The sequence below is a fragment of the Kitasatospora sp. NPDC042419 genome (assembly GCF_056437345.1).
The window spans coordinates 402,125-415,435 of sequence record NZ_JBWKAW010000003.1 but is presented as its reverse complement, the minus strand read 5'-3'; the positions used below and the strand labels follow the sequence as shown (position 1 = coordinate 415,435).

The window sequence follows — 13,311 nt, the reverse complement described above, 5'->3', positions numbered from 1 at the left end:
TGGACCGAGCAGTTCCCACCGAGCGCGCCGGAGAGCAGACCATGACAGCCGCCGCCGAGCCCGCGGCACCGTTCGCCGAGGCTCCACGCCAGCCCGACCCCGACGTACCCCGCACCATCACCGCCCCCGCCACGCCCGGCGACCGGGTGTTCCGCGGCATGCTGCGGACCGCGGGCCTCTCGGTCTTCGCGATCATGGGGCTGATCGCGTTCTTCCTGATCCTGCGCGGCGCGGAGGCCCTGCGCGTGGTCGGTTTCGACTTCTTCACCGAGCAGAAGTGGCAGACCCAGGCCGGTAACTTCGGCATCGCCGCCGTTCTGCCGAACGGCATCCTGATCGCCGTGATCGCGTTGGCGATCGCCGTTCCGGTCGCCATCACCACGGCGGTCTTCATCTCCGAGTACGCGCCGGTGCGGCTGCGCGCGACGCTGATCTCGCTGGTCGACCTGATGGCGGCGATCCCCAGCATCGTCTACGGGCTCTGGGGCCTGTTCTTCCTCCAGCCGAAGATCATCGGGGTCGCGCGCTGGGCGTCCAACCACCTCGGTGACGCGATCCCCTTCCTCAAGGTGCGCACCGGCGACATCGCCACCTCCTACACCTCGTCGACCTTCGTCGCGGGCGTGGTGGTCTCCCTGATGATCATTCCGATCATCATCTCGCTCAGTCGCGAGGTGTTCTCGCAGGCCCCGCAGGGCGAGCGCGAGGGCGCGTACGCGCTGGGCTCCACCCGCTGGGGGATGGTCCGCACGGTGGTGCTGCCGTTCGGGCGCGGCGGTGTGATCGGGGCCGTGATGCTCGGCTTCGGCCGCGCGATGGGCGAGACCATCGCGGTCGCCCTGATCATCTCGCCGAGCTTCAAGACCATGACCCACGTGCTGGAGAACGGCGGCAACTCGATCTCCGCGCTGATCGCGCTGCGGTTCGGCGAGTCGGACACGCTGGCCCTCTCCGCGCTGATGCTGGCCGGCCTGGTCCTGTTCGGGATCACGCTGCTGGTCAACGTGGTGGCGAGCTTCGTGATCTCGCGTTCCCGTTCCGGCGCGGCGACGGTGGACTGAGCCGTGGCCGACCAGAGAAGCACGACCGACCGGGGGCGGCCGGCCCGCAGGGGCGCCGTGGCCGATCAGGACCCCGGGGCGGGCCGGAGCACCCGCCGCCGGGCCCGCCGACCGCTGCCGCTCCGCCGTGAAGGGACGCACCGATGACCACCCTCGACAAGCCACCCGCCGTGGCACCCGCGACGCCCCCGCCGGACGAGCCGCACGCCGGACCGGCCCGGGAGGTCCCGCGTCCGGAGCGGAAGCTGAAGCTCGGCGGGACCACCCGCGACGACTTCTTCACGATCGCCGGCGCGCTGGTCGGCGCGCTGGGACTGGACTGGGTGCTGTACGAGCGGGTGCTCCCGTTCAGCGGCGCCCTGGGCTTCCTGTTCTGCTGGTACCTGCTCTTCCTCGCCGGCTACTTCGTCCTCGGCCGGATGCAGTGGGGCCCGCTCCTGGTCCGGGAGCGACTGGTGGCCGTGGTCGCCTGGAGCTCCGGCCTGTTCGTCGTCGGGCTGATCGCCGACCAGATCGGCTACGTCGCCTCGAAGGGGTACGAGGCGGCCCAGCACGCGAACTTCTTCACCGAGACGATGGTGAGCACGGCCTCGCTCTCCCCGATCACCTCCGGCGGCGCGTTCCACGCCGTCATCGGCTCGCTCGAACAGCTGGGCCTGGCCACGCTGTTCGCCGTCCCGCTGGGCATCGCGGCGGCCGTCTTCATGTCGGAGATCGGCGGCCGGCTGGCCCGTCCGGTCCGGACGCTGGTGGAGGCGATGACGGCGCTGCCGTCGATCGTCGCGGGCCTCTTCATCCTGGGCGTCGTCATCCTCACCTTCGGGTTCGAGAAGAGCGGCTTCGCGGCCTCCCTGGCGCTGATGGTCATGATGATGCCGATCGTCACCCGGGCCGCCGAGGTGGTCATCCGCCTGGTGCCGGGCACCCTGCGGGAGGCCTCGTACGCGCTCGGCGGCAGCCAGTGGCGGACCGTCTGGAACGTCGTGCTGCCGACCGCGCGGCGCGGCCTGGTGACCGCCGTGGTGCTGGGCATGGCGCGCGCGGTGGGTGAGACCTCGCCGGTCCTGCTGACGGCGGGGTTCACCTCGCGCCTCAACGCCAACCCGCTGGAGGGGCAGCAGATCTCGCTGCCGCTCTACATCTGGAGCTACGTCAAGCTGCCGGTCCCCGAGATGACCGCGCGCGCCTTCGCCGCCGGGCTGACCCTGATGACGGTGGTGCTGATCCTCTTCGTCACCGCACGACTGCTCGGCGGCCGCGGACCCGGAGAGATGAGCCGCCGCCAGAAGCGCAAGCTCGCCCGCGCCGCCCACACCGCTCGGGCCTCCCGGCCGGAGCCGCCCACCTCCGCCCAGCTCGGCGGTCCCGCCGTCGCCACCGGGGAGCACTGATGTTCCGACCGACCACCCTCAGTACCGGAGGAGTTCCCATGTCACGGGAGGCCGAACGCCGCCCCCTGGCACGCCCGTTGGCCGTGCTGATGTCCACCCTGCTCGCGGCCGGTTCGCTGCTGCTGGGGCAGGCCACCCCGGCGCACGCGGCCGTCGCGCTGACCGCCAGCGGCTCCAGCTGGGCGTACCCGGCGATCGACCAGTGGCGCCAGGACGTCGGGCCGCAGGGCATCCAGATCGACTTCAGCGCCGTCGGCTCGGCCCGCGGCCGCCAGGAGTGGTCCATCGGCCAGAACGACTTCACCGCCTCCGACGTGCCGTTCCGCACCAAGATCGACACCGGTGCGAGCGAGGAGGTCCTGCGCAGCGGCGGTGGCGGCGTGGAGAACCCGGTCTACGGCTACTCCTACGTGCCGATCACCGCCGGTGGCACGGCGCTGATGTACAACCTGAAGATCGGCGGCAAGCAGGTCCGCGACCTGCGGCTCTCGCCCCAGGTCATCATGGACATCTTCACCAGCAAGATCACCAACTGGAACGACCCGAAGGTCACCGCCGACTACGGCAGGCAGCTGCCCAACCTGCCGATCACCCCGGTGATCCGTTCGGACGGCTCCGGCGCGACGGCCCAGTTCACCCGGTGGATGAGCCACACCTTCCCCGCCCAGTGGGAGGAGTACTGCAAGTCCGTCAACAAGGTCTCCTGCGGTGAGTTCACCGAGTTCTACCCGCCGTCCGGCCGGATGACCGCCCAGAACGGCTCGGACACGGTGGCCGGCTACATCAAGGCCAGCTCGGGCGACGGCACCATCGGCTACGACGAGTACGCGTTCGCCAAGCGCAGCGACTGGCCGGTGGTGAAGGTCCTCAACCCGGCCGGCTACTTCGTCCTGCCGACCGCCTCCAACGTCGCCATCGCGCTCACCGCCGCGAAGATCCGCGGCGTCGACGACGGCACCTCGCCGGACGACCCGAACTACCTCCAGCAGAACCTGGACGAGGTCTACACCAACCCGGACGCACGCTCCTACCCGCTGTCCAGCTACAGCTACCTGGTCGTGCCGCGGGCCAACTCCCTCAAGGCGCTCCCGCGTTTCAGCAACGACAAGGGCGGCGCACTGAGCAAGTTCCTCTCCTACGTGCTCTGCCAGGGCCAGGGCGAGGCCGACGACCTCGGCTACTCGCCCATCCCGCGCGGCCTGGTCCGCGGCGGACTGCTCCAGTCCCAGCACATCCCCGGCAACGCCAGCCCCGTCGACCCCAACACCCTCGCCAACTGCAACAACCCGACCTTCAACTCCGCCGGCCGGCTGACCATCCTGGACAACGCCCCGCAGCCCAGCGCATGTGACGCCAAGGGGCAGCCGCTGGACTGCAAGATCGTGGGCGGCAAGCCGTCGACGGGCGGCGCAGCCGCTTCGGGCGGTACCTCCGGCGGAGCCGCGGCCACCGGCGGCGGCGCGGCGGGCGGTGCGGCCGCAGGTGGCGCCGCCGCTTCGGGCGGAGCCGCGGCGACCGGCGGCGGCGCGGCGGCCACCGGCTCCACCGGGACCACCGGCAACAAGGCCGGAACCGGCAAGACCGGCAGCACCCAGACGCCCGGTTCCACCGGCTCCACCGGTTCCACGGGCTCCACCGGCGGGGGCGGCGCGGCCGCCGGCGGCGCCGCGGGCACCGGCGGTGCGGCGGCTGCCGGCGGCACCGGCGAGGCCGCGCCCGGCGATCCCGCCGCGGCCGCCGGCGACCCGAACGCCGCTCCGGCCGACGGCGAGGGCGAGGGCGCGGCCGAGGACACCGTCGACCCGCAGACCGGCCAGGTGGTCGCGCGCGGCCGCGGGGGCGCCGCCACCGAGGTCGCGGCCAACGTCGTGGAGGTCGGCGGCCGCCCCGAGGACTGGACGCTGAGCACCCTCACCGCGCTCGAACTGCTCGCCGTGGTGATCGTCCCGCCGCTGCTCGGGCGGCGCCTGCTGCGCCGGCGCGCGAACAACGGCGGCCGGTCGTGACGGCCCCGGCGCTGGAGAAGCCGACGGCCCCGGCGCAGCCCGCGCCGGCCCCGGCCGCCGAGCCGGACGCCCCCGGGACCGCGCCCAAGCCGGACGGGCCGGACGGGCCGTCCGGCTCCGGCCGGACCGCCGGGCGGATCCGGTTCCTCCAGGGGGCCTGGGCGGTGAGCCTGCTGGCGGCGCTCACCCTGGGCTTCGTCGGCTACCTCTTCACCCTCTCGCACGTCCAGGAGAAGCACTTCCAGTCGACCGCCTACAAGTCCTTCCGGGACCAGCTGGCCAAGGCCACCGCCCCGACCGGCGCGGCCGGGAACGGCGACCCGGTCGCGCTGCTGGACATCCCGGCGATCGGGCTGCACCACGTGGTCGTGGTGGAGGGCACCAGCGGCCGGGACCTCATGCGCGGTCCCGGCCACCGGCGGGACACCGCGCTGCCCGGGCAGACCGGCGTCGCGGTGCTCTTCGGGCGCGGCGCGACCTTCGGGGCGCCGTTCGCCGAGCTGACCAGGCTCCGCGTCGGCGACAAGATCGAAGCCACCACCGGGCAGGGCAAGTTCACCTACACGGTCAACGTGTACGGCGACGAGGACCACCCGATCGCGGACCCGGCCCGCAACCGGATGGTGCTGGTTACCGGGGACTCCGACTGGATCCCGCGCTCGACGGTGATGATCGGCGCCCGGCTGGACGGCGACCCGCAGGCCAACCCGGGCGGCCGGCCCCGCACCACGCCCTACGACAAGGCGCTGGCCGCCGACAAGGGCGCACTGGCCACGCTGCAGCTGTGGGCACTCGGCCTGCTCGGCGCGGTGGTCGCCGCGATCGTGCTGGCCCGGTACTGGCACCGCTCGGCCGCCTACCTCAGCCTCGCGCCGGTGATCGGCGCGCTGCTCTGGGCGGTCTACGAGAACGCCGCCGCCCTGCTGCCCAACCTCTACTGACGCGCGCCCGGAGGACCGTACCGATGACGGATGCACCGATGACCGACGTACCGCCCGGCCAGGCCCCGGGGGCCGGACCGTCCGAGACCACGATCACCCTTCCCGCCGTCCCGCCCGGCGCGGGCGTCGCCGGCGGGTACGCCGAGCACGACGGGCAGCAGCTGCTGTACCCGCAGGACGCGCACTACGAGAACTACGGCGAGGAGCCCGCGCTGGCCGGGCTGGAGACCCGCGACGTCTCCGCCTGGTTCGGCTCGCACAAGGTGCTGGAGCGGGTCTCGCTCGCCATGCCGGCCGGCGAGGTGACCGCGCTGATCGGCCCGTCCGGCTGCGGCAAGTCCACCTACCTGCGCATCCTCAACCGGATGCACGAGATGATCCGCGGCGCCGCGCTCTCCGGCGAGGTGCTGCTGGACGGCGACGACGTCTACCGGCCCGGCCGGCGCCCGACCGAGGTCCGCCGCCGGATCGGCATGGTGTTCCAGCGGCCGAACCCGTTCCCGGCGATGTCCATCCAGGACAACGTCTCCAGCGGGCTGAAGCTGGCCGGCATCAAGGTCTCCAAGGACGAGCGGGAGCACCTGGTGGAGACCAGCCTCCGCCGGGCCGGCCTCTGGGAAGAGGTCTCCAACCGGCTGCACACCCCCGGCGGTTCGCTCTCCGGCGGCCAGCAGCAGCGCCTCTGCATCGCACGGTCGCTGGCCGTCTCGCCGGACATCCTGCTGATGGACGAGCCGTGCTCGGCGCTCGACCCGACCTCCACCCGGCGCGTCGAGGAGACCATCGCGGAGCTGCGCGGGCGGCTCACCATCGTGATCGTCACCCACAACATGCAGCAGGCGCAGCGGGTTTCGCAGTCCTGCGCGTTCTTCCTGGCCACCCACGACACGCCCGGCCGGATCGTGGAGGCGGGTCCGACCGAGCAGGTGTTCCAGAACCCGTACGACCAGCGGACCTCGGACTACGTCAACGGGCGCTTCGGGTAGAGCGCCGAACCACCCTGCGGGGTGGGACCGTTCACCGGCCGGCGGGCCTGCTCCGCCGGCCGGTTCGGCTTTTCGGCGGCGCGGACTGCGGCGGCGCTCTGCGGCGGCGCGGCCTTCGGCGGCTCGCGCGATCCTGTCAGCGGCGCGGTCCCGATCAGCGGCCGGGGAGGCCGAGCAGCTGCTCCAGCACCGCCGCGACACCGTCCTGTTCGTTGCTCACCGTGTGCAGCGGCACCGCCGCCAGCACCTGCGGATGGGCGTTGGCGACGGCGTACGCGCTGCCGGCCCAGGCCAGCATCTCCAGGTCGTTCGGCATGTCGCCGAAGGCCACCACCTCGCTCCGGTCGATCCCGCGCCCGGCGCACCAACGGGCCAGCGTGCTGGCCTTGGTGACACCGGGCGCACTGATCTCCAGCAGCGGGATCGGCGCCGAGCGGGTGATCTCGGCCAGGTGCCCGGCCGCCTCCCGGGCCTCGCCGAGCAGCTTGTCCGGATCGAGGTCCGGGTGCTTGGCCAGCAGCTTGAACAGTCCGCGCACCGCCCCGCCCGTGCCCAGCAGCTCCTCGGCCGGACCGATCGGGTGGTTCTCGTCCTGGCCCCACATCCGCACCTCGTAGCCGGGCTCGCGGGCGAACCCGGCCGGGTACTCGAAGGCGAACGCGGTGCCGGGGAGCTTCGCGCGCAGCCGCTCGACCACGGCGAGCGCGGTCCCGGAGTCCAGCGGGAACGACTCCAGGAGCTCGCCGCGCCGCACGTCGACCACCGCGCCGCCGTTCGAGCAGATCGCCACCCCGTGGCCGCCGATGTGCGAGCTCACCTGCTTCATCCAGCGCGGCGGCCGGCCGGTCACGAACACCACCTGGACCCCGGCCGCCTCGGCGGCGGCCAGGGCGGCGGCGGTGCGCTCGGTCACGGTGCCGCCGGAGCAGAGCAGGGTGCCGTCCAGGTCGGTGGCGATCAGCCGGGGAGCGTTGCGCGGTGTGGTCACCGGTCCATCTTCGCCCACCCGAGCCGGGAGGTCACCGGCGCGGTCGCCGATGTGGCGCTCGTCGCGGTGGCCTCCCGACGGCCGGGTACCCGGCCCGGCGGCGCCCCGGGGCCTACCCGACCTTGAGGGTCAGGGCGGCGGTGTGCAGCTGTCCGCCGGTCCGGAACTGCAGGAACAGCCGCCAGTCGCCGGCGCCCGGCATCTCGGCGTGGAACGCCAGCACCGGTCCGCCGGTGCCGCCGGCCTCCGCCCTGGCCTCCGGGTGGAGGTGGGCGAAGGCCTGGTCGCCCGCGCGGAACGCGGTCAGGTGGGCGAAGGTCTCCAGGTACGGCTGGAGGTCGGTGACCGGCCTGCCGTCCTTGCCGAAGGTCACCTTCAGCTCGCCCGCCTTCCCGGCGACCGGGGAGCCCTCGACCGTGACGGTGTACCCGTCCACCGTCGCGGTGCCGGTCGCGGCGGGCAGCGCGGCGACGGCGTCCGCGCCCTCGCCGGGGACGGTCACCGTGCGGCTGAGCACCAGGCCGCCGCCCTTGCCGGGGCCGGCGTCCGGGACGAACGAGGCGTACACCCGCCAGGTGCCGGCGGTGAGCGCGGCCAGCGGGGCGGTCCAGGTGCCGTCGGCGGCCTCCTCGGGGTGGAGGTGCTGGAAGCCGGTCAGGTCGGAGCGGACCGCGTAGAAGTGCATCCGCTTGGTCTGGTCGGCCTGGTAGGCGGTGAGCCGGCTGCCGTCCGGCGCGGTGACGGCGAAGCGGTACTCGACGGGGGCTCCGGCGGCGAGCGTCGCGGTGTCGGAGGTGAGGCGGTAGCCGTCCTGCTCGGCGGGCGGGGCGGCGAGCGGCCCCGCGGGCTGGGCTGCGGGCTGGGCTGCGGGCTGGGTGGAGGGCTGGGCTGCGGCGTCCGGTGCGGGGGTCTCCGGTGCGGCGGGCATCTGGTGGCCCTGGTGGGCGCCGGTGGGGGAGGCGGTGGTGGTCGCGGCGGTGGCGGTGCCGGGTGCCGGTGCGCCGTGGTCCATCCCGCTCATCGCGTCGGAGCCGCAGGCGGTCAGGGCGGCCGCCAGGACGGCGGCGCCGGCGGCGAGCGCGAGGGTGCGGGGACGGGTGCGGGTGCGGGTGCGGGTGTCGAGAGTCATCGTTCGAGGTGTCTTCCGGTGCGTGCGGACAGGACGCGGCGCGCCCGGGCCCCGTCGGGGAGCCCGGCGCGGGCCCGGTCAGGTCCGGGAGACGCACACCTGGCACAGCAGCCGCCGACCGGCGGCGGGCGGGGCACGCGGCCCGGAGGTCCGCCGCCCGCGCGGCCCGGCCGGCGGGCGCGGCACGACCGGTACGGCGAACGCCCAGGCCGACAGCGGGGCGGCGGGCAGCCCGGCGCCGTCCCGGTCCCGGGCGGTCACGCAGGAGGCGGCCGCCGTCGGCGCCACGTCCCCGTGCGCCGTTCGCGGCCCCTCCAGCGCGGGCGGCCCGTTCGGCACGGGCGGCCCGTCCGGCGCGTGATGGTGCGGGACGGCCGCCGTCGTTGCCGTCGTTGCTGCCGAGCTCGCCGGCCCGTGGCAGCCGCCGGCCGCCGTCGGCGAGCCGTGCATCAGGAACAGCCCGGCGAGCAGCGCGCAGAGCAGCAGCAGCCGGGCCGCGGCCCCACCGCCCCCTCGCGCCCGCCCACCGTCCGCCGTCGTCACGCGGCCGAGGGTACCCCCGGCCGGTATTCGACCGCCGTAAGCGCGCGCCGATGCGGGCGCGTTTCGGTCCCCGCAGCGCCAGTTCCGGCCGATTCGCCGGTTCCCGGGGTGTCCCGACCCCGCTGACCGGGCAGGACTCTTCTCGGCCACCCCGTCGGCAGGAAGAGCCATGCCAACTCGCCAGCTTCGAGACGAGCGCCCACCGACCACTCCCGAGGACGACCCGCCCCCGTCCCGCGAACCCGTGCTGCTCGGCGACATCCTCTTCGACACCCTCGCCGACCTCGCCCGCCGCGCCACCCCGTCGAGCCCCGTCCACCTCCCCGCGCAGCGCCCCCACCCCTGAGCCCGGGAACCGGGCCCGGCTCCTGAGTCCGGTTCCTGAGTCCGGATCCGGGCCGCGCCCCTGCTCAGGCCACCGTCCGGGCGTCGTCGACGACCGTTTCCCCGACGACCGTTTCCCCGACAGCCGGCTCCTCGGCGGCCGTCGGCAGTTCGCGGGCGGTGCGCAGCGGTGAGAGCAGCAGCGGTACGACGGCGAGCAGTTCGCCCAGCGCGCCCACCCACATCGCCGTCCGGGGCCCGACCGTTTCGCCGAGGACTCCGCCGAGCAGGGCCCCGACCGGCATCAGGCCCCACACCACGAACCGGAAGGTGGCCGTCACCCGGCCCAGCAGCGGTGCGGGGCAGAGGAGTTGGCGGAAGCTCACCGCCGTGATCCGGTAGGTCATGAAGCTCACCCAGCCCAGCCCGTTGAGCAGCAGCGCGAGCGCGAACCGCCAGTCCGGCTGGTAGAGCGGCAGGGCCAGCATCCACAGCGCCGTGCTCACGGCCATCGCGCGCCACATCGCCGGCCCCTGGCCGAACCGGGCGGTGATCCGCCCGACCAGCAGCGCGCCGAGCAGTCCGCCCACGGCCTCCGCCGTGAAGACCAGTCCGCAGAGCAGCGGCGAGAGCCCCAGCCGGTCGGCCAGCAGCACCATCAGCATCGAGGCACCGATCACGCCGCACAGGTTGGAGAGCGCCGAGCTGACGGTGATCGCCCGCAGCAGCGGGTGGCCGAGGACGAAGCGCAGCCCCTCGGCGATCTCGGCGCGCAGCCCTGCGGCGGCGTCGCCCCGGCCGGCACCCCCGCCCGCGTCCCGGCCGGCCCCTGTGGCCCCGCCCGCGCCCCGGCTCGCGGCCTCGTCGGGGGCGCCGATGCGGGCCAGGGCGAGCGCCGAGAGGCCGAAGGAGGCGGCGTCGACGGCCACCGCCACCGGTGCGGTGACCACCGCGACCACGGCCCCGCCCAGCCCGGGCCCGCCCACCTGGGCCATGTTCCGGGTGGTCTCCAGGCGGACGTTGCCCTCCAGCACCCGTTCGCCGCCGACGAGTCGGGGGAGGTGGCTCTGGAAGGCGACGTCGAAGAACGCGGTGCAGACCGACATCCCGAACGCCACCGCGTACAGCTGGGGAAGCGTCAGCGCGTCCAGCCAGGCGGCGACGGGGACGGAGAGCAGCAGCGCGGCCCGGCCGAGGTCACCGGCGATCATCACCCGGCGCTGCCGCATCCGGTCCACCCAGGCGCCTGCCGGGAGGCCGATGAGCAACGCGGCCAGGTACTCGAACATCACCAGCAGCCCGGCCTGGAACGGGGTGGCGTGCAGCGTCCCGATCGCCGTCAGCGGGAGCGCGACCAGGGTCACGCCGGTGCCGGCCTGGCTGACGGTGTCAGCGGTCCAGAGCCGCCGGAAGTCGCGGTGGAAGAGCAAGGTCGAACGGTCGAGTCCCATGGCGGACCAGGGCACCAGCTGGCCCGGGCGGCAGCCAGTGTTTTAGCGTGGGCCGAAACCCGCCGGGGGAGGCAGGATGAGCGAGGTCCGGTTCGACGTGGGGGACGTCGCGGCCGTCCGGTTCGCGGTGTCGCCGCTCTGGGAGACCGTCGCCGGCCTGTGGGCGCTCGCCGAGCCCGCCCGGCACGCCGTCCACCTGCCGTGGATCCGGACCGCCCGCGCGCTGGCCGGGGACCGCGGACTCGCCCGGCGGACGGCCCCGTTGCGCTCCCTCGTCTCCGACACCGACTGCCTCCCGGACTTCCTGACGCCGCCGCCCGCGGACGCGGTCGCCGAACTGGAGGCGGAGCTGGCGGTCGTCCTGGCCACCCCGTCGGAACGGATCCGCGCCGAACTCGGGCCGGACGCCGCACGGTCGCCCTTCGGCCGGCTGCTCGCCGCCGACCCGGAGCGGGCGCTGCCGCTGCTGGCCGACGCCGTCCTCGCCTGGTGGGAGGCGGCGGTCCGGCCGCACTGGCCGCGGATGAGGGCCGTCCTGGAGGCCGACATCGCCCACCGGACGCGGCAGTTCTCCGGCGGCGGCGTCCGGGCGCTCTTCGACCACCTGCACCCGACCGCGCGCTGGTCGGGCGACCGCCTGGTCACCGACGACGGCCTGGACACCCGGATCGACCTCGCCGGCCGGGGGCTGCCGCTGCTCCCGAGCGTCTTCGCGAGCCGCTGCGTGCTGGTGGCCGGCAGGCCGGCCTCCCCGCCGATCGCGATCTACCCGGCCCGCGCGGTCGGCACGCTCTGGGAGCGGCAGGAGCCGGTCACCGACGGCCTCGCCCGCCTCCTGGGCGGCACCCGGGCCCGGATCCTCGCCCTCACCGCCTCGCCGAGCACCACCACCCAGCTGGCGGCCCGCACCGGCCTGAGCCTGGGCGCCGTCTCCCAGCACCTGTCCGTCCTGCGCGGGGCCGGTCTGCTGACCCGCCACCGCTACCGCCACGAGGTCCACTACACCGCCACCGACCTGGGCGTCACCCTCCTCGACCACGGCTGACCGGTCGGGCGACCTCCCGGCGCGCCGTCCCGGGCCCGGACGGAGCCGGCCCTGACGACCGCCGCGGCGGCCACCGCGACGGCCACCGAGCGGATCGATCCGGCCGGGGACGCCGGTCACCTCGGTCGAGCCTCGTTCGCCCGTCACCTGCCGGCATGCCGGGAAGGACCGCCGGCCAGTGCCCGGGGCGTGAGCGGCCCCCGGCCGGTCGTGGTCCTTCCCGGACGTATCCGCGGTCGTGTGCACGGCCTGCTCAGGCGGCGGCCGGGGTGGGGCGTTCGCGCAGGAGGAGTACGGCGTTCAGAGCGACTGCCGCGGCGGCGAGGCCGTGGACGCCGAACGCGACGCCGGCCGACCCGTGGTTGCCCAGGACCGTCAGCATGTCGGTGACGGGCGCGAAGGTGAGCCCCAGCAGCACCCAGCCGAGGGCCTTGCGGTGGCCGGTCAGCAGGAGCGCGAAGACGGCCAGGCAGACTGCGATGTCGCGCCCTCCCTTGACGGTGAGGAAGCCCGTGCCCTCGTGCTCGGGCCAGCTCGGCAGGCCGAAGCCGGCCGCGGACGTCTGCGGATCCAGCAGGAAGAGGAGGCCGATGTACAGCAGGAACAGACCGCTCAGGACGGAGAGGACGGTGGTGAAGCGCTTCATGGCTTTCCTGTCTTTCGGAGAGGACTCGGAGAGGATTCGGGGAGGAGGGGTGGGCCGGGCGGAGGCGGTCGGGGCGGTCAGCCCCGGACGCGGCGGGTGGCGCGGGCGTACCCCGCGCGGCCGACGGCGTACCAGAGCAGGCGGGCGGGGAGCGGCAGGCCGCCGAGGATCGCCGTGCGTTCGGCGGGATCGGCCTCCTCAAGGACCATGCCGAGGAAGAACAGCAGCTTGGGTTTGGGCGTGTTGGCCAGGAAGTGCTCGCCCATCGCGTTCCACTCGTGCAGCCACAAGTGCTGTGCCGCGAGCGGGAGCAGTGAGGTCTCCTCCTCGTCGAGGTGCTCGACGAGGACCGCGCGGTGCTCGGCGAGGGCGGCCGTGAGCGCGTCGCGTTCCGCCTCTCCGGCCCCCGACTCCCAGGCGGGCACGGCGGCTTCGGCGGCCGCGAGGGTGGCGGCGACCCGTTCGTGCTGGGCCTCCATCCGCAGGACGAGGTCGGCTTCGAGGTCGACCCTGGCCAGCAGCGGAGGCCACAGGAACGCGTCCTCGCCGTGGTGGTGGTTGCCCAATCCGAGTCGGTAGTCGCGGAAGTGGTCCGCCAGGACACGGGCGCGGGCGGTGTCCCCGGGAGCCACGGCGGCGACCAGCTCGACGAGCAGTCGCGACTCGCGGCGCATTCCGCGGTGGATGACCACCATCTCCTGGGTGTTCGGACGGGTCTGCACCGGTGCGTTCGTGGTTTCCATGCGAGAAGCCTCGCCGGGGGCTCCTGGAGGGCGGTTGGAAGCGACTTGGAGGAACAT

13 protein-coding genes are annotated in these 13,311 nt (G+C 74.3%); 7 read left to right on the top strand and 6 right to left on the bottom strand.

Annotated elements, in window-relative coordinates:
* Positions 1-41: 41 nt before the first annotated feature.
* The 5 genes from pstC to AC067J_RS09205 all read left to right on the top strand — a co-directional run bounded on the left by pstC (position 42) and on the right by AC067J_RS09205 (position 6,385).
* Positions 42-1,061 carry a phosphate ABC transporter permease subunit PstC gene (pstC, locus tag AC067J_RS09225; RefSeq protein WP_478297265.1) on the top strand — a complete coding sequence of 340 codons (1,020 nt, stop codon included), beginning with the start codon at positions 42-44 and terminating at the stop codon, positions 1,059-1,061.
* Positions 1,062-1,204: 143 nt separating this feature from the next.
* Entirely contained in the window at positions 1,205-2,452 is a 1,248-nt protein-coding gene (gene pstA, locus AC067J_RS09220; protein ID WP_478297264.1) for a phosphate ABC transporter permease PstA, read from the top strand.
* 38 nt (positions 2,453-2,490) lie between these two features.
* Positions 2,491-4,458, top strand: coding sequence for a phosphate ABC transporter substrate-binding protein PstS (locus tag AC067J_RS09215; RefSeq protein WP_478297263.1), 1,968 nt, complete (start codon positions 2,491-2,493; stop codon positions 4,456-4,458).
* Positions 4,455-5,399 (top strand): class E sortase, encoded by a 945-nt coding sequence (locus tag AC067J_RS09210; RefSeq protein WP_478297262.1) that lies wholly within the window; start codon positions 4,455-4,457, stop codon positions 5,397-5,399. The genes AC067J_RS09215 and AC067J_RS09210 overlap by 4 nt, the downstream gene beginning before the upstream one ends.
* 23 nt (positions 5,400-5,422) lie before the next feature.
* Positions 5,423-6,385 (top strand): phosphate ABC transporter ATP-binding protein, encoded by a 963-nt coding sequence (locus AC067J_RS09205; RefSeq protein WP_478297261.1) that lies wholly within the window; start codon positions 5,423-5,425, stop codon positions 6,383-6,385.
* A 154-nt stretch (positions 6,386-6,539) separates the two neighbouring features.
* Here AC067J_RS09205 and AC067J_RS09200 read toward each other — a convergent pair whose 3' ends face one another.
* The 3 genes from AC067J_RS09200 to AC067J_RS09190 form a co-directional block, all read right to left on the bottom strand.
* Complete coding sequence (locus AC067J_RS09200; protein ID WP_478297260.1) at positions 6,540-7,373, bottom strand: HAD family hydrolase; 834 nt, start codon at positions 7,371-7,373, stop codon at positions 6,540-6,542.
* A gap of 112 nt (positions 7,374-7,485) precedes the next feature.
* Entirely contained in the window at positions 7,486-8,502 is a 1,017-nt protein-coding gene (locus AC067J_RS09195; protein ID WP_478297259.1) for a hypothetical protein, read from the bottom strand.
* Between the two features lie 78 nt (positions 8,503-8,580).
* Positions 8,581-9,045, bottom strand: coding sequence for a hypothetical protein (locus tag AC067J_RS09190; protein ID WP_478297258.1), 465 nt, complete (start codon positions 9,043-9,045; stop codon positions 8,581-8,583).
* A gap of 169 nt (positions 9,046-9,214) precedes the next feature.
* Between AC067J_RS09190 and AC067J_RS09185 the strand changes: the two genes are divergently transcribed.
* The gene (locus AC067J_RS09185) at positions 9,215-9,391 is read left to right on the top strand and encodes a hypothetical protein (protein WP_478297257.1); all 177 of its coding nucleotides are present in this window, start codon (positions 9,215-9,217) and stop codon (positions 9,389-9,391) included.
* Between the two features lie 64 nt (positions 9,392-9,455).
* On the opposite strand, the gene AC067J_RS09180 is transcribed toward AC067J_RS09185, so the two are convergent.
* Entirely contained in the window at positions 9,456-10,820 is a 1,365-nt protein-coding gene (locus AC067J_RS09180; protein ID WP_478297256.1) for an MFS transporter, read from the bottom strand.
* A gap of 76 nt (positions 10,821-10,896) precedes the next feature.
* On the opposite strand from AC067J_RS09180, the gene AC067J_RS09175 reads away from it, so the two are divergent.
* Positions 10,897-11,865, top strand: a complete 969-nt coding sequence (locus AC067J_RS09175) for an ArsR/SmtB family transcription factor (protein WP_478297255.1) — start codon at positions 10,897-10,899, stop codon at positions 11,863-11,865.
* A gap of 253 nt (positions 11,866-12,118) precedes the next feature.
* On the opposite strand, the gene AC067J_RS09170 is transcribed toward AC067J_RS09175, so the two are convergent.
* Positions 12,119-12,511, bottom strand: a complete 393-nt coding sequence (locus AC067J_RS09170; protein WP_478297254.1) for a DUF4267 domain-containing protein — start codon at positions 12,509-12,511, stop codon at positions 12,119-12,121.
* Between the two features lie 77 nt (positions 12,512-12,588).
* Positions 12,589-13,254 (bottom strand): hemerythrin domain-containing protein, encoded by a 666-nt coding sequence (locus AC067J_RS09165; RefSeq protein WP_478297253.1) that lies wholly within the window; start codon positions 13,252-13,254, stop codon positions 12,589-12,591.
* Positions 13,255-13,311: the final 57 nt, after the last annotated feature.